Origin of the sequence: Streptomyces fagopyri (assembly GCF_009498275.1) — a bacterium.
Lineage (GTDB): Bacteria > Actinomycetota > Actinomycetes > Streptomycetales > Streptomycetaceae > Streptomyces > Streptomyces fagopyri.
The window spans coordinates 4,299,971-4,316,406 of the sequence record NZ_CP045643.1 but is presented as its reverse complement, the minus strand read 5'-3'; the positions used below and the strand labels follow the sequence as shown (position 1 = coordinate 4,316,406).

Genomic DNA, 16,436 nt, shown 5'->3' with positions numbered 1-16,436 from the left:
GACGACCCGATGAAAGGCGGCGGACCATGGTGACGCACGTTTCGGCCGAGACCCCCGGTGACGAGCGCGGAGCGCTGCTCTCCTTCCTGGAGGGCGAGCGCGGCGGCATCCGCCGCGCGCTGATCGGTCTGACGGCGGAGCAGGCCACGAGCCGTCCGAGCGCGAGTGAGCTGTCCCTGGCGGGGCTGCTCAAGCACGTCTCCGAGGTCGAGCAGAGCTGGATCGCCCGCGCCAGGCAGGAGCCGCCCGCGGTGGAACGGGACGAGTCCAACTGGCACGAGTGCTTCGTGCTCGTCGGCGACGAGACCGTGGAGCAGCAGCTGGAACAGTGGGAGAAGGTCGCGGCGGGCACGGAGGCGTTCATCCGCTCGGTGCCGAGCCTCGACGACACGTTCCCGCTGCCGGACGCGCCCTGGTTCCCGCCGGACGAGCGGGTGTCGATGCGCTGGGTGCTGCTGCGACTGATCTCGGAGACGGCCCGCCACGCCGGGCACGCCGACATCATCCGCGAGTCCCTGGACGGAGCGACCGCGTTCGGTCTGGTGGCGCGGGAACGGGAAGGGCGCGAGGCGCGGGAGCGGGAGGCCCGTTGACCGGTCGCCCGGGGGCACGGCCATAACCTTGGGCCCATGTCAACGATCCGTCTGCTGGTGCTGGGAGCCGTGCGCCGGCACGGGCGGGCCCACGGCTACCAGGTGCGCAACGACCTCGAGTACTGGGGCGCGCACGAGTGGTCGAACGCCAAGCCCGGTTCGATCTACCACGCGCTCAAGCAGATGGCGAAACAGGGACTGCTGCACGCCCACGAGACCGCGCCGTCCACCGCGGGCGGGCCTCCGCGCACCGAGTACGAGGTCACGGACACGGGCACCGAGGAGTATCTGGCGCTGCTGCGCCGGTCGTTGACCACCCAGGACCAGAAGCCCGACGCCCTCTCGGCCGCGCTCGGCCTCATGGTCGACCTCGACCGGGGGGAGGTCCTCGGGCTGCTGAGGGAGCGGGTGCGCGCCATCGAGGAGTGGCGCGCGTCCGTCACCGGGTACTACACCCCCGAGGGCGGTCCCGGGCAGCTCGGGCACATCGGGGAGATCATGAACTTCTGGGTCCACTCCGCGGATTCCGGAGCGGACTGGACCCGGGGGCTCATCGAGCGGATCGAGGGTGGGGCGTACACGTTCGCCGGGGAGGGCCCGCCCTTCGTCGGGGTGCTGGGGGAGGGTGAGGAGAACCCGTACGCGACGGGGGTGGCGCATCCTGCGGACCACACGTAGCGCTGCCGCGTCGTCGTCGCCCTTCCCCCACGCTCTCGGCTTCGCTCGAGCGGGGGCCGCATCATCCCGTCCCTGGGGGCTCCGCCCCCAGACCCCCGCCAAGGGGCTCCGCCCCCTGGACCCCCGCCAAGGGGCTCCGCCCCCTAGACCCCCGCCAAGGGGCTCCGCCCCCTGGACCACCCGTCGCCCGAAGGGCTCGTCCTCAAACGCCGGACGGGCTGGGGGTGCGGGCCCGCGTTGAAAGGCACCGGGCGGGCCGGGACCGTCCGGCGTCGGCTCGCATGTCCCGCTCATCCGGCGCGGGCCCGCGTCTCCTGCCCGTCCGGCGCTTGAGGACGAGGCCGTCCAGGCCGATGCGGGGGTCCGGGGGCGGAGCCCCCAGGGGGCGGGAGGCGGGGCGCGGCCCGTGCCGTCAGTGGTGGAAGCCGGTCGCCCGCTGCTTGTCCCGGGTCCACGGATGCGGCTGTCGGCGCAGCTGGGGCACCAGCCGGTCCAGGTCCTCCAGGAAGAGGTCGGCGAGGTCGGCCGAGAAGCCGTTGCGGCACACCACCCGTAGTACGGACAGGTCCTCCCGGTTGGCCGGGAAGGTGTACGCGGGCACCAGCCAGCCGTTCTCCCGCATGCGCCGGGACACGTCGAACACGTCGTACGCGCTCACGTGGGGCGCGGTCGTGAAGGCGAAGACGGGCAGCTGGTCGCCCCTGGTGAGCAGGCGGAAGTCCTCCAGCGCCTCGATCCGCGAGGCGAGTCCGCGGGCCAGGTCACGGGTCGTCTGCTGGACGGCGCGGTAGCCCTCCCGGCCCAGCCGCAGGAAGGTGTAGTACTGCGCCACGACCTGCGCGCCGGGCCGGGAGAAGTTGAGCGCGAAGGTCGGCATGTCGCCGCCCAGGTAGTTGACGCGGAAGACGAGTTCCTCCGGCAGTTCGGCCGGTGACCGCCACAGTGCCCAGCCGACGCCCGGGTAGACGAGCCCGTACTTGTGCCCCGAGGTGTTGATGGACGACACACGCGGCAGCCGGAAGTCCCAGACCAGGTCGGGGTCCAGGAAGGGGGCGATCATCGCGCCGGACGCCCCGTCGACATGGACGGGGATGTCCAGGCCCGTACGCTCCTGGAGCCGGTCGAGGGCCGCGCAGAGGTCCGCGATCGGCTCGTAGGACCCGTCGAAGGTGGAGCCGAGGATCCCGACGACCCCGATGGTGTTCTCGTCGCACAGCTCGGCCGCCGCCTGCGGGTCGAGGTGGAACCGGTCGCCCTCCATGGGTACTTGGCGGGCCTCGACCTCCCAGAAGTTGCAGAACTTCTCCCAGCAGACCTGGACGTTCACCCCCATGACGAGGTTGGGGCGCGCCCCCGGGTAGCGGTCCGCGTTCCGCTGCGACCAGCGCCGCTTCAGCGCCATCCCGGCGAGCATGCACGCCTCGCTCGAACCGGTCGTGGAACAGCCCACGACGGAACCGGGATCGGGCGCGTTCCACAGGTCCGCGAGCATGGCCACACAGCGTCGCTCCAGCTCGGCGGTGCGTGGGTACTCGTCCTTGTCGATCATGTTCTTGTCGAGGCACTCGCCCATCAGCACCCCGGCCTGCGGCTCCATCCAGGTGGTGACGAAGGTGGCGAGATTCAGCCGTGCGTTGCCGTCCAGCATCAGTTCGTCGTGGACCAGCTGGTAGGCGATCGTGGGGGTCAGCGGCCGGTCCGGGAGTCGGTGCTTGGGCGGGGCCTCGGTCATGTCGCCGAGTGGGTTCGCGTCCCCGAAGAAGGGGTTGACGGACATCGGTCGCTCGTCGGGGTTCTCGGGGCCTTTGTGGAGCGGCATGAGCTCTCCCATCGCGTCGCAGGGTCGGGGCCGCAGGGTCGGGGGTGGAGAGGGGCGGAGTAGGAGGGGCCTGTGGGGTCCTGTGGGGTCAACGAACGGCGGTTCCGTCGTGGTGGAGCTGCATCTGCGGTCTGCCGGTCACCAGCAGCCAGGCCGGCAGGGTCGCGATGCACAGCAGGGCGAGGATCGTGGGAGAGGCGACCAGGACGGCCGCCGTGAACAGACTCAGCCAGCCCTGCCGGGTGATCGCGAGGAGCATGCCCAGCACCCCCGCGGCCACGCCGAGGGCGGCCGGGACCGCGGGGACGAGCGCGTGGGCGAACAGGCCGAAGGCGGCGCCGATGAAGACGGCCGGGAAGATCCGGCCGCCCCGGAACCCGCAGGACGCGGCGACGACCAGGGCGGCGAGCTTCACCACCGTCATCGTGGCGAACTGCCCGGCCGACCAGCCCTCGGGGTTCCCGGCCAGCTCGCCGACCTCGTCCAGCCCCTTGAACAACGTCAGATGCCCGCCCAAGGCGCCCAGCAGGCCGAGGACGAGCCCGCCGAGCGGGAGCGCCAGCATGGGGTGCCCGAGCCGGGAGAAGGCGCCGTGGACGTACGGGAAGGCGTAGACCGCCGCCATGCCGAGCAGCGCCGCCGCGGAGGCGATCACGAGCGCGGCCAGGACGTTGCCGCCGTCGGGCGGTCCGAGCGGGGGCAGATGGAGGTCGAAGGCCGGATGGGCCACCAGGGCGGTCGTCGTGGCACCCGTGGCGGCGGCGGTCAACGGCGCGAACAGGTTGTCCCACAGCTTGCCCTCCAGCCGCTGTCCGGCGAACGCCTCGGAGATGACCAGTGCCGCCGCCACCGGCGTCCCGAACAGCGCACCGAGCGTCGCCGCCTCGGCCAGCACCGCCCACAGACCGCCGGACAGCCCTGGCGCGAACCTGCGACCCAGCCAGAACGCGAGGGCGATGTTGGTGGCGATGATCGGGTTCTCCGGCCCCAGACTCGGACCGCCGGCCAGCATCAGCGCGGTCGCCACCAGCAGGCCCGGCAGCACGGCGGGCGCCACCGGGGGCGCCGAGAGCCCGAGGGTCGCGGGGTCGGGGCCCGCGTGACCCGGGACCTTCCACACCACCAGACCGACCAGTACGCCCGTCGCGGTGAGGACGACGAGCATCCAGACCACGGAGTACCGGCCGACACCCAGCGACTCGGGGAGGCCGTTCCAGAGCACCCCCTGAAGTTTCTCCGCGAGCGCGCTCACGCCCAGGAACAGAAGGCTGGCCGCGACACCGACGACGAGTGCCGGGACGATCAGCGGCAGCAGCGCCCGCGCGGGGGTCGCCGGGGCGGAGGCATGTGCCTGCCGGGCCGCGTCGTGGGTCACGCGGTCACCCTAAGCGGGCAAAACGGACATCACATCCGGAGCGGCGCCGCTCCGGATCCGCGCTTGCACCTCACGTGACGTCAGGGGCCAGGCTGAAGCGCGTACGGAGGAAGGAGCGGAGAGTGAGCCATTCGGTGGGTCAGGTCGCCGGGTTCGCCGGGGTCACGGTGCGCACCCTGCACCACTACGACGAGATCGGCCTGCTCGTGCCGAGCGGGCGCAGTCACGCGGGTCACCGGCGCTACGGCGACACCGACCTCGACCGGCTGCAGCAGATCCTGTTCTACCGGGAGCTCGGCTTTCCCCTCGACGAGGTCGCCGCCCTGCTCGACGACCCGGAGGCGGACCCGCGCGCGCATCTGCGCCGCCAGCACGACCTGCTGACCGCCCGGATCGAGAAACTGCAGAGGATGGCCGCGGCCGTGGAGCACGCCATGGAGGCACGCACGATGGGTATCGATCTCACGCCCGAGGAGAAGTTCGAGGTCTTCGGGGACAAGGATCCCGAGGCACACGCCGAGGAGGCCGAGCGGCGCTGGGGAGGCACGGAGGCGTACGCCGAGTCGCAGCGCCGCGCCGCCCGCTACACCAAGGACGACTGGAAGCGCATGCAGGCCGAGGTGGCTTCCTGGGGCGAGCGTTACGACGCCCTGATGGAGGCCGGTGAGCCCGCGACCGGCGAGCGCGCCATGGACATGGCCGAGGAGCACCGGCTCCACATCACCCGGTGGTTCTACGGCTGCTCGTACGAGACGCACCGGGGTCTCGGCGAGATGTACGTGGCCGACGAGCGGTTCAAGGAGTTCTACGACTCCATGCGGCCGGGGCTCGCCGAACACCTGAGGGAGGCGATCGCGGCGAACGCCACGCGACACGGAGGCTGACGTCGGCCGGTCCGCGGGTCCCCGGCGGCGACCGTATCCTTCGGTGCCCATGGCTCACGGCTTCGTGCCGGTGGGGCCACAGTGCATGCTGGGGACATCCGTGGAACCTGGCGTGGACACAATGCGTTGATAGCTTTGACGCCGTACCAGGACGCCGCCTCTTCTTTCACCCCTCAGGAGCCCGGAACCGTGACGATTGCCCTCGGTCCAAGCTGGCTGGATCCGAACACGCTCCTGGACAACTTCGGCATCTGGGGCCTGCTTCTCATCGTCTTCGCGGAGTCCGGCCTGCTCATCGGCTTCTTCCTGCCGGGCGACTCGCTGCTGTTCACCTGCGGTCTGCTGATCGCGTCGAACAAGCTGGACTTCCCGCTGTGGGGGGCCGTCGCCCTGATCTGCGTCGCCGCGATCCTCGGCGACCAGGCGGGCTACCTCTTCGGCAAGAAGGTCGGCCCCTCGCTCTTCACCCGCCCGGACTCCCGTCTCTTCAAGCAGGAGAACGTGGTCAAGGCGCACGAGTTCTTCGAGAAGTACGGCCCCAAGTCCCTGGTCCTGGCCCGCTTCGTGCCGATCGTGCGGACGTTCACGCCGATCATCGCGGGCGTCAGCGGCATGCGGTACCGCTCCTTCCTCACGTTCAACATCATCGGTGGCGTCCTGTGGGGCGCGGGCGTCACGCTGCTCGGCTCCTGGCTCGGCAACATCGCCTTCGTCAACGACAACATCGAGGCGATCCTGATCCTGATCGTCCTCGTTTCGGTGGTCCCGATCGCCATCGAGTTCCTGCGGGCGCGCTCCAAGGCCAGGAAGAACCCGCCGGAGCCGGAGGCCCCCCAGGGCCCGGCCGGATACCCGCAGCAGTTCACGGCCCCCGTCATGGACGACGCCACGCGCCCGCTGCGCATGCGCGGGCCGCAGCAGGGCCAGGGCCAGGACCCGTACCAGCAGGAGCCCTACCAGCAGGACCCGTACCAGCAGGACTCGTACCGGCAGGACCCCAACCGGCCGGACCCGCGCCGGCAGGACCAGTACGCGCAGGGCCAGGGATACCCGCGGCAGCAGGACCAGTACGCCCAGGGCCAGGGATACCCGCAGCAGCAGCCCCAGCAGCCCCAGCAGCCCCAGCAGCCGTACGGCAACCAGGACCAGGGTTACTACCAGGGCCAGGGCCAGGGCCAGGACTACGGCCGGAGCCAGGGCCAGGACTACGGCCAGGATCACGACCCGAACCACGGACAGGGCCAGGCCTACCCGCCCCAGCAGTACCCGCAGGGCTACCCGCAGCAGCCGTACGACGAGCGGCAGAACCCGTACCACCAGGGCTACCCCCAGAACTGAACGCGGGGGCCGCGCCCCGCAAAGGGCGTGAGCCGCTCAGAAGCCCCTGGTCCGCTTGGCGGCCCGCCGTCCCGCGGCGGACCCGCCGGGCACCCGCAGGAACAGCCGGGAGATCTCCGACCCCAGGTTCACCCCGATCGCGATGGCCATCGCGAGCGCGGCGGCCTTCGTGAGGGACACCAGCCCCTTGTCGACGTTGTTCTGGGCGATGGACAGCAGCCCGAAGTACGTGGCCGAACCGGGCAGCAGGGGCCCGATCGCGGCGGTCGTGTACGGCAGCGCGGAGGCGAAGCGGTAGCGGGACAGGAGCTGCCCGAAGAGGCCCACCAGGCCCGCCGCGACGGCCGTCGAGGCGACCGGTGAGATGCCGCCCGGGTAGTGCATCGCCCCGTACACCGACCAGGCCACCCCGCCGTTGAGGGTCACCGCGAGGACGGTGGACCGTTCCTGCTGGAGCAGGACCGCGAAGGTCAGCGACAGCAGCATGGACGCGGCGATCTGCACCAAGGGGCGCTCGGAGATGCTCAGGGCCTGGTCCGGGTTGAGCTGGGCGTCGAACTTCACGCCGAAATACAGCACCAGCAGGACGCCGACGATGATGCCCACGAAGAGGTACATGACCTCCAGCAGGCGCGCGGACGCGGTGATGTAGAAGCCTGTCAGTCCGTCCTGCACACCGGCGACGAGCGCCCGCCCGGGCAGCAGCGCGAAGAGCCCACCGGTGATCACCGCGGACGCCTTCACGTCGACGTGCGCGAGCTGGAGCGCGACCCCGATCGCGGCCGGCGGCATCGCGGCCACCGTGAACTGGTAGAACTCCGGCAGCCCGCGCCCGGCGCACAGCCACGCGAGCCGGTCGCCGAGCATCGCGCCCAGCGCCGCGGCGACGAACACCACGGCGTCGCCGCCGACGAGCACCGAGGCGGCGCCCGCGAGCAGCCCGCTGGAGCCCGTCAGCACCCAGCCGGGGTACGGGTGCCTGTTGCGCCGCATCTCGGCGAGCCGCCGGTAGGCGTCCTCCAGGGAGATCCCGGTCTCGGTGTCACTCAGGTCGTCGACGAGCCGGTAGACGGCCGCCAGGCGGGTGTAGTCGGTGCCCCGGCGGCGTACCGTCCGTGAGGCCGTCACCGGATCGTCCACCAGGGACGGCTGGTGCGAGATCGACAGCAGGGTGAAGGTGACGTTCGGCTCGCAGCGGTCCAGGCCGTAGGAGCGGCAGACGGCGAACATGGCCGCCTCCACGTCCTCGGCCCCCTCGCCGCCCGCCAGCAGCAGCTCGCCGATACGCAGCGTCAGGTCGAGCACGCGCGGGACGGCGGGCCCCGAATCGTCCTCCTTGTGGACCAGCTCGGGTGCCGGGCGCTCGGTCACGGGCATGCGCAGCATCGTGCGCATCCGGTCCTGCCAGGGCACGTCCTTGGTCAGACTGACGACGGGGACGCCGGTCGCGGGGGTGAAGGCCGGCGGGGCGTGCCGCGCGCTGTAGGTGCGCGGCGTGCTGAACGCCGACCCCTCGGATTCCGCGGCCGCCGGCTCCCGGGGCGCCATTCCCTTGGGGATCGCGAACTCCGACGTCGTCCCCGACTCGTCCTCGACCGCCTGCGCCACACCGTCCGGCTGGACGAAGGCGCTCCTCGCCTCGTCCGACTGCGGTTTGCGGTCCTCCGCTTCCGTCACCCACTGCTCCCGACTGCACAGGTCCAGTACGCCCCAGTATGGGCACTGATACGCGAACGGGCCGCGCCACCCCGGCAGGGGTGGCGCGGCCCGCGGATCTCAGGAGGGATCAGTGACCGCCCTGCTCCTTGAACCGCTTGTAGGAGCGCTCGATCTCGGCCTCGGCCTCCGTGCGGCCCACCCAGTTGGCACCCTCGACGGACTTGCCGGGCTCCAGGTCCTTGTAGACCTCGAAGAAGTGCTGGATCTCCAGGCGGTCGAACTCCGACACGTGGTGGATGTCGCGCAGGTGCTCCACACGCGGGTCGTGCGCCGGGACGCACAGCAGCTTGTCGTCGCCGCCGGCCTCGTCCGTCATACGGAACATGCCGATCGTGCGGCACTGGATGAGGCAGCCCGGGAAGGTCGGCTCGTCCAGGATGACCAGCGCGTCCAGCGGGTCTCCGTCCTCGCCGAGAGTGTTCTCGACGAAGCCGTAGTCGGCCGGGTAGCTGGTCGAGGTGAAGAGTCGACGGTCCAAGCGGATCCGACCGGTCTCGTGGTCCACCTCGTACTTGTTCCGCGAACCCTTCGGAATCTCGATCGTGACGTCGAACTCCACCGGTGGCTCCTCCATGATCAACACATAGTTCTGGTGGTTAAGTGTCCCTCACGCTGGTGGGTGATCGCGAAAGGGGCTGGTGGTCGTGCCAGAGCTGAGGGCCTGGCGGGCCGCGAGACCGCATGTGCTGCGGGTCGCGCGGGCCGTTCAGTCGCGCGTGACGCGGGTCGCGCGGGCCGTTCAGCCGCAGGTGAGACGGGCTGCGCGGTCCGTACGGCCGCAGCTGGTGCGGGTCGCTCAAGCCCTGCGGCCGCGCTCCGGGAGGATCACGACCCCGCAGCTCACGGCCGTGGCCGCCACCGCAGGCCTGGTGCTCGCGGCCGGGGCGGTGGCCGTGGCCGGTCCCTGGGACTCCACCGGTCAGCGTACGGCGGAGCGCGACTGGGCCGCATCGCGGGACCGGCAGGGTGGCGCAGATCACGGGCGGAAAGCCGATACGTCCCCCGCGTCGCCCAAACCCGCGCCCAGCGCCGCGTCCGTGCTCACCGGCCTCGGCCGTGCCACGTCCGTCGCGCCCGCGCCGGACGAGAAGGCCCTCGCGACCACCCTCGACCGGCTCCTGGGGGTTCCCGCGCTCGGCGCCCGGCGCACGGCGGTGGTCGTCGACGTGGCGACCGGCGGACGGCTGTACGGCAAGGGGGCCGGCACGGCGCAGACCCCGGCCTCCACCACCAAGATCGCCACCGCGGTCGCCGTGCTCTCCGCCGCGGGCGCCGACCACCGCCTCGCCACCCGCACGGTGCTGGAGCCCGGCACCAAGGAGGTCGTCCTCGTCGGCGGCGGCGACCCGACCCTGACCGCCCGCAAGGACGCGGGGGAGTGGGCGAGCCTGCGCACCCTCGCCGACGACACGGCGGAAGCGCTGAAGGCCCGTCACCTGGACCGGGTGACGCTCTCGTACGACACCTCGCTCTACGCCGGTCCCGCCGTGCACCCCATCGGCCCCAACCCCAACCTCGCGCCGGTCAGCGCCCTGTCGGCCGACGAGGGCCGTACCGACGCCTCCAGCAGCGGCCCGGCCGACCGCACCGCGGACCCGGCGGCGGGCGCCGCCGCCACGTTCGCGGAGCTGTTGCGGGCCAAGGGCATCGACACCACGTCCCCCGGCCTGTCGAAAGCCACCAGCGGCGCGCAGGCCCTCGCCTCGGTCTCCTCGCCGCCCCTGTCCGCCCTCGTGGAGCGGATGCTGACGAACAGCGACAACGACATCGCGGAGGCCATGGCGCGTCAGGTCGCCGTCGCCACGGGACGCCCGCCGAGCTTCGCCGGCGGTGCCGCGGCGATCGACGCGCAGCTGCGCAAGCTCGGACTCCCGCTGTCCGGGGCGCACTTCACGGACGGCAGCGGCCTCAACCGGGACGACCGGCTGACGGCGGACCTGCTCACCGCGCTCCTGGTGAAGGCCGGTGACCCCGCTCGTCCCGAACTCCGCCCGGTCCTGACCGGCCTCCCGGTCGCGGGTTTCACGGGCACCCTCAGCGACCGCTACACCGACGACGCCTCGGGCCCCGGCGTCGTACGCGCCAAGACCGGCACCCTGACCGGGGTGAACACCCTGGCGGGCACCGTCGTCGACGCGGACGGCCGGCTCCTGGCCTTCGCCTTCCTGGCCTCCGGCACGTCCGACCCCGCGGCGGCCCAGTCGGCCCTGGACGACACGGCCTCGGCACTGGCGGGCTGCGGCTGCCGCTGAGGACGGCCCCGCGAGCCCGCGCGGGTACGCGACGACAGCCACGGCACCGCGCCGCGCCGCCGGATCGACCGGACACGCCCCGTACGAGCACGGCCCTCCGCCGCACGACGCACCGCGTCCGACGCCGCGCGCCGATCCGCCGCGGACCACGGGGCGGCTCCTGGGCGGCCGGCCGGTGGTCGTGAGGGCGCGGACCCCGCCGTGCCGGTCACGGTCGGCGCCCCGCCGGCCGCCGCGCGGAAGCGGGCGGGACATCCGCAACACGCCCTGGGCCGCGCCCGACCGGGCGGGCGCGGCCGGCACGGCGTCCCGCCGCGTCGCCGGTTTCCCCGGATGCGCCCCGCGCACGGGAGATCCGCCGCCGCGCGACGGCACCGCACACCGCCCGCCGCTCGGACGAGGACCGCCGCTCGGACGAGGACCGCCGCTCCGACGAGAACCGCCGATCGCCGACCACCTGACGCAGACCGGCCCCGCCGGACGCGCCGACGAGTCCTGAGTCCCCGCTGCCACACGAGCCCCGCCCGACCCGGGCGGCGGACTCATCCGGCGCCGTACCCCTAACCGCAGCCGGACCCCCTCACGTACGGTTGACGCATGACGAGCATCGGTGGTGCTGCATCTACTGGGATGGTCGACTGGAATCTCGCGGTGGCGACCGCGACCCGGCTTGTGCGGCCCGGCCCCGACGTGAGCCGCGACGAGGCCCGGGAGGTCGTGGCGGAGCTGCGCCGGCACGCGAAGGCGTCGGAGGCGCACGTCCGGGGCTTCACGCGGATGGGCACGGAGGGCACCCACGACACCCCCGTACTCGTGGTCGACCGCCCCGGCTGGGTCCGGGCGAACGTCGCCGGGTTCCGGGAGGTCCTCAAGCCCCTGCTGGACAAGATGCAGGAACGCCGGGGGAGCGGACCGGGCGGAGCCGTCCTCGGAGCCGTCGGCGGCAAGGTGACCGGTGTGGAGCTGGGCATGCTGCTGTCGTTCCTGTCGTCGCGGGTCCTCGGCCAGTACGAGACCTTCGCCCCCGCGACCCGCGAACTGCCCGCCGGCGAGAACGGCGGCGGCAGGCTCCTGCTGGTCGCGCCGAACATCGTCCACGTGGAGCGCGAACTCGACGTGGAGCCCCACGACTTCCGCCTCTGGGTGTGTCTGCACGAGGAGACCCACCGCACCCAGTTCACGGCCGTGCCCTGGCTGCGGGACCACCTGGAGGGCGAAATCCAGTCTTTCTTGGCGGAGACCGAGGTCGACCCCATGACGGTCCTGGAACGCATCAGGGAGGCGGCGCAGTCGCTCGCGGGCGGGCGGCCCGAGGGCGAGGAGGAGGACGAGGGCCGCTCACTGGTCGAGATCGTGCAGACCCCCGCCCAACGGGAGATCCTGGCCCGGCTGACGGCCGTGATGTCGCTCCTGGAGGGGCACGCGGACTTCGTCATGGACGGCGTGGGCCCGGAGGTGGTCGCCTCCGTCGGGGAGATCCGCGAGAAGTTCCAGCAGCGCCGGGCCAAGGGTGCCTCGCGCCTCGACCTCGCCCTGCGCAAACTGCTGGGCCTGGACGCCAAACTGAAGCAGTACAGGGACGGCGAGCGGTTCGTGCGCGCGGTCGTCGAACAGGTGGGCATGGACGGGTTCAACCGTGTGTGGACTTCCCCGAACACGCTCCCGACGAAGACGGAGATCGCCAAACCGGCGGACTGGGTCGCGCGGGTGCACCGCAAGACGGAGTCGTGAACCCTACGGCAAGGTCGTGAGACGAATCCGGCCGACGGCAGGTGAACGCCCCTCCAATCACCCGTCCGAGGGACCGTGGGCCATGCGTAGGCGTGCAATGCTCGGGGAACGGCCTGTTTCTGTCACCATCGACACACTCTGAGTGACCGAAACTCGGGCTCACCCCCCGAAAACTTCATGAAGGGAACCGGACATGGGTCCCCATCCTGCGGTCGCGGCGATACGCCTGGCGGTCCGCCGCGTACTCCACGACATCCTCACCGACCACACCCGCCCCCCGGACGAGTCGTCCCCGCTCGTCCTCGTAGCCTGCTCCGGCGGCGCCGACTCGATGGCGCTCGCCTCCGCCCTCGCCTTCGAGGCCCCCAAACTCGGCGTGCGCGCCGGTGGCATCACCGTGGACCACGGTCTGCAGTCCGGCTCCGATCTGCGCGCCGACGACGTGGTCGGACGCCTCGTCGAGCTGGGCATGGCACCCGTCGAGTCCCTCGCCGTGACCGTGGGCCGTGACGGCGGCCCCGAGGCCGCCGCCCGCGACGCCCGGTACGCCGCCCTGGACGCCGCCGCCGAGCGTCACGGCGCCGCCGCGATCCTCCTCGGACACACGCGCGACGACCAGGCCGAGACGGTTCTGCTGGGCCTCGCCCGCGGCTCCGGCATCCGCTCGCTGTCCGGGATGGCCGAGGTCTCGGGGGCCGGCGGCCGTTACCGGCGCCCCTTCCTGCACCTCGACCGGCAGACCGCGCGCAAGGCCTGCATGGTCCAGTCGCTGTCCGTCTGGGACGACCCGCACAACGCCGACCCGGCCTACACCCGTTCGCGGCTGCGCCACGAGGGTCTGCCCGCCCTGGAGAAGGCGCTGGGCAAAGGAGTGGTCGGGGCTCTCGCCCGTACGGCTCAGCTGTCCCGTGACGACGCCGACGCCCTCGACGCCTGGGCCCGTCAGGCCGAGGCCTCCGTGCGTGACACCGCGGGCCTCCTGGAGTGCGCCAAGCTCTACGCCCTGCCGCCCGCCGTGCGCCGCCGGATCCTGCGCCGGGCCGCCATCGAGGCGGGCGCCCCGGCCGGTTCGCTGTTCGCCCGCCACATCGAGGAAGTCGACCGGCTGATCACCGGCTGGCGCGGTCAGGGAGTCATCAATCTCCCGGGCAAAGTCGTCGCGCAGCGGCAGGGTGGCAGACTGGTGATTCGGCAGAGCTGAACCGCGCCCCCCTCCGGGGAGGGCCGGGACAGTCGGCGGGACGACCGAAAGTGATGCGGGTGGACGCGAAAGACATGGGCACCGACCTCAAGTCGGTGCTCATCACCAAGGAAGAGATCGACGCCAAGCTGGCTGAGCTGGCCGCGAAGGTCGACGCGGAGTACGCGGGCAAGGACCTGCTGATCGTGGGGGTGCTCAAGGGCGCCGTCATGGTCATGGCGGACCTCGCGCGTGCGCTGTCCACCCCCGTCACGATGGACTGGATGGCGGTGTCCTCGTACGGCGCGGGCACCCAGTCCTCCGGTGTGGTGCGGATCCTCAAGGACCTCGACACCGACATCAAGGGCAAGCACGTCCTGATCGTCGAGGACATCATCGACTCCGGGCTGACCCTGTCCTGGCTGATCTCCAACCTCGGCTCCCGCGAGCCGGCCTCCCTCAAGGTGTGCACGCTGCTGCGCAAGCCGGAGGCGGCCAAGGTCGCGATCGACGTGGAGTGGGTCGGCTTCGACATCCCGAACGAGTTCGTGGTCGGGTACGGCCTGGACTACGCCGAGAAGTACCGCAACCTCCCGTTCGTCGGTACGCTCGCGCCCCACGTCTACGGCGGCTGAACCCCCGAGTCCCGGTCTTCGTATGACGATCCGGGAACCCCAGCGGGTTTCGCGCCGTTGGAGCATGCGTGGGCGGGATTGTCAGTCGTCCCCTGCGGCTTCGGGTGACAATGCTGGGGTACCGTCCGAAGAACAGTCTTTCTAAGTCTTTATCAAACTCACTATGGCAGGAGGGACGGGGCGGCTCCGCTCCGTATGGATGGACGTGAAGCGATACTTCCGTGGGCCGGTCATGTGGATCGTGCTGGCCGTCCTTGCCGTGGTCGTGTTGATGCAGGTCGTCGGCTCGTCCGGCGGCTACAAGACAGTGGACACCGGCCAGGTCGTCCAGGCGATCAATGACAACAAGGTCGAGTCGGCCAAGATCACCACTGGCGACGAGCAGGTCATCAAGGTCTCGCTGAAGGACGGCGAGAAGGTCGATGGCAGCTCGAAGATCCAGTCGAGCTACATCGGCGACCAGGGTGTGGCCCTGGCCAACACCCTGCAGGACAAGTACCAGAACAAGCAGATTCCGGACGGCTACACCGTCTCGCCGTCCAAGCAGAACCCGTTCCTGGGCATCCTGCTGTCGCTGCTCCCCTTCGTCCTCATCGTCGTCGTCTTCCTGTTCCTGATGAATCAGATGCAGGGCGGCGGCTCCCGGGTCATGAACTTCGGGAAGTCCAAGGCGAAGCTCATCACCAAGGACACCCCGAAGACGACGTTCTCGGACGTCGCGGGTTCGGACGAGGCGGTGGAGGAGCTCCAGGAGATCAAGGAGTTCCTGCAGGAGCCGGCGAAGTTCCAGGCCGTCGGGGCGAAGATCCCCAAGGGTGTGCTCCTGTACGGGCCTCCCGGTACCGGCAAGACGCTGCTCGCGCGCGCCGTCGCGGGTGAGGCGGGCGTCCCGTTCTACTCGATCTCGGGTTCCGACTTCGTCGAGATGTTCGTCGGTGTCGGCGCCTCCCGTGTCCGTGACCTCTTCGAGCAGGCCAAGGCGAACGCCCCGGCGATCGTCTTCGTCGACGAGATCGACGCGGTCGGCCGCCACCGCGGCGCCGGCCTCGGCGGCGGTCACGACGAGCGCGAGCAGACGCTGAACCAGCTGCTCGTCGAGATGGACGGCTTCGACGTGAAGGGCGGTGTGATTCTCATCGCCGCCACGAACCGGCCCGACATCCTCGACCCGGCCCTCCTGCGCCCCGGCCGCTTCGACCGCCAGATCGCGGTCGACCGCCCGGACATGCAGGGCCGTCTGGAGATCCTCAAGGTTCACCAGAAGGGCAAGCCGGTCGCTCCGGACGTCGATCTGTCGGCCGTCGCGCGCCGCACCCCCGGTTTCACGGGTGCCGATCTCGCCAACGTGCTGAACGAGGCCGCGCTCCTGACGGCGCGCAGCAACCTGAAGCTGATCGACAACAACATGCTGGACGAGGCGATCGACCGTGTGGTCGCGGGCCCGCAGAAGCGGACCCGGATCATGTCGGACAAGGAGAAGAAGATCACCGCGTACCACGAGGGCGGTCACGCCCTGGTCGCGGCGGCGTCTCCGAACTCCGACCCGGTGCACAAGATCACGATCCTGTCGCGGGGCCGGGCCCTCGGTTACACGATGGTCCTGCCGGACGAGGACAAGTACTCCACGACGCGCAACGAGATGCTGGACCAGCTGGCGTACATGCTGGGCGGCCGCGCGGCCGAGGAGCTCGTCTTCCACGACCCCACCACGGGTGCCGCGAACGACATCGAGAAGGCCACCGCGACGGCCCGCGCGATGGTCACGCAGTACGGCATGACCGAGCGCCTCGGCGCGATCAAGTTCGGCGGCGACAACACCGAGCCGTTCCTCGGCCGGGAGATGTCGCACCCGCGCGACTACTCGGAAGAGGTCGCCGCGCTCGTCGACGAAGAGGTCAAGAAGCTCATCGAGAACGCGCACAACGAGGCCTGGGAGATCCTGGTCGAGAACCGCGACGTTCTGGACGCGCTGGTGCTGCAGCTGCTGGAGAAGGAGACGCTGAGCAAGGAGCAGATCGCCGAGGTCTTCGCTCCCATCGTGAAGCGCCCGGCCCGCCCCGCGTGGACCGGCTCCTCCCGCCGCACGCCGTCCACCCGCCCGCCGGTGCTCTCCCCCAAGGAGCTGTCACTGACGAACGGGGCGAACGGCGCGACGCCGTCCATCGCCAAGACGGAGTCCGTCCCGGCGAAGGAAGCCGCTCCCGAGGACCGCACCGAGAGCTGACCCGCTCA

13 protein-coding genes are annotated in these 16,436 nt (G+C 71.2%); 9 read left to right on the top strand and 4 right to left on the bottom strand.

Annotated elements, in window-relative coordinates; all coding sequences use genetic code 11:
* Positions 1-26 precede the first annotated feature (26 nt).
* Both GFH48_RS18485 and GFH48_RS18480 read left to right on the top strand, forming a co-directional pair.
* The gene (locus GFH48_RS18485; protein WP_153289317.1) at positions 27-593 is read left to right on the top strand and encodes a DinB family protein; all 567 of its coding nucleotides are present in this window, start codon (positions 27-29) and stop codon (positions 591-593) included.
* 36 nt (positions 594-629) lie between these two features.
* Complete coding sequence (locus GFH48_RS18480; RefSeq protein WP_153289316.1) at positions 630-1,271, top strand: PadR family transcriptional regulator; 642 nt, start codon at positions 630-632, stop codon at positions 1,269-1,271.
* A gap of 412 nt (positions 1,272-1,683) precedes the next feature.
* Here the strand turns inward: GFH48_RS18480 and GFH48_RS18475 are convergent, their stop codons facing one another.
* Both GFH48_RS18475 and GFH48_RS18470 read right to left on the bottom strand, forming a co-directional pair.
* Entirely contained in the window at positions 1,684-3,090 is a 1,407-nt protein-coding gene (locus tag GFH48_RS18475) for a glutamate decarboxylase (RefSeq protein WP_153289315.1), read from the bottom strand.
* 88 nt (positions 3,091-3,178) lie between these two features.
* The gene (locus GFH48_RS18470; protein WP_153289314.1) at positions 3,179-4,465 is read right to left on the bottom strand and encodes an ion channel protein; all 1,287 of its coding nucleotides are present in this window, start codon (positions 4,463-4,465) and stop codon (positions 3,179-3,181) included.
* Positions 4,466-4,587: 122 nt separating this feature from the next.
* On the opposite strand from GFH48_RS18470, the gene GFH48_RS18465 reads away from it, so the two are divergent.
* Positions 4,588-5,349 (top strand): MerR family transcriptional regulator, encoded by a 762-nt coding sequence (locus GFH48_RS18465; protein ID WP_153289313.1) that lies wholly within the window; start codon positions 4,588-4,590, stop codon positions 5,347-5,349.
* Between the two features lie 189 nt (positions 5,350-5,538).
* Positions 5,539-6,687 (top strand): DedA family protein, encoded by a 1,149-nt coding sequence (locus GFH48_RS18460; protein ID WP_153289312.1) that lies wholly within the window; start codon positions 5,539-5,541, stop codon positions 6,685-6,687.
* A gap of 36 nt (positions 6,688-6,723) precedes the next feature.
* On the opposite strand, the gene GFH48_RS18455 is transcribed toward GFH48_RS18460, so the two are convergent.
* Positions 6,724-8,364, bottom strand: a complete 1,641-nt coding sequence (locus GFH48_RS18455; RefSeq protein ID WP_153289311.1) for a threonine/serine exporter family protein — start codon at positions 8,362-8,364, stop codon at positions 6,724-6,726.
* A 109-nt stretch (positions 8,365-8,473) separates the two neighbouring features.
* Positions 8,474-8,965 carry an inorganic diphosphatase gene (locus GFH48_RS18450; RefSeq protein ID WP_148012437.1) on the bottom strand — a complete coding sequence of 164 codons (492 nt, stop codon included), beginning with the start codon at positions 8,963-8,965 and terminating at the stop codon, positions 8,474-8,476.
* 79 nt (positions 8,966-9,044) lie between these two features.
* Between GFH48_RS18450 and dacB the strand changes: the two genes are divergently transcribed.
* The 5 genes from dacB to ftsH all read left to right on the top strand — a co-directional run bounded on the left by dacB (position 9,045) and on the right by ftsH (position 16,428).
* Positions 9,045-10,658, top strand: coding sequence for a D-alanyl-D-alanine carboxypeptidase/D-alanyl-D-alanine endopeptidase (dacB, locus tag GFH48_RS18445; protein WP_153289310.1), 1,614 nt, complete (start codon positions 9,045-9,047; stop codon positions 10,656-10,658).
* Positions 10,659-11,255: 597 nt separating this feature from the next.
* Positions 11,256-12,389, top strand: a complete 1,134-nt coding sequence (locus GFH48_RS18440; protein WP_153289309.1) for a zinc-dependent metalloprotease — start codon at positions 11,256-11,258, stop codon at positions 12,387-12,389.
* A gap of 193 nt (positions 12,390-12,582) precedes the next feature.
* The gene (gene tilS / locus GFH48_RS18435; RefSeq protein ID WP_153289308.1) at positions 12,583-13,590 is read left to right on the top strand and encodes a tRNA lysidine(34) synthetase TilS; all 1,008 of its coding nucleotides are present in this window, start codon (positions 12,583-12,585) and stop codon (positions 13,588-13,590) included.
* Positions 13,591-13,643: 53 nt separating this feature from the next.
* Positions 13,644-14,204, top strand: coding sequence for a hypoxanthine phosphoribosyltransferase (gene hpt / locus GFH48_RS18430; protein ID WP_148012436.1), 561 nt, complete (start codon positions 13,644-13,646; stop codon positions 14,202-14,204).
* 199 nt (positions 14,205-14,403) lie between these two features.
* Positions 14,404-16,428 carry an ATP-dependent zinc metalloprotease FtsH gene (ftsH, locus tag GFH48_RS18425; RefSeq protein ID WP_153289307.1) on the top strand — a complete coding sequence of 675 codons (2,025 nt, stop codon included), beginning with the start codon at positions 14,404-14,406 and terminating at the stop codon, positions 16,426-16,428.
* Positions 16,429-16,436 lie beyond the last annotated feature (8 nt).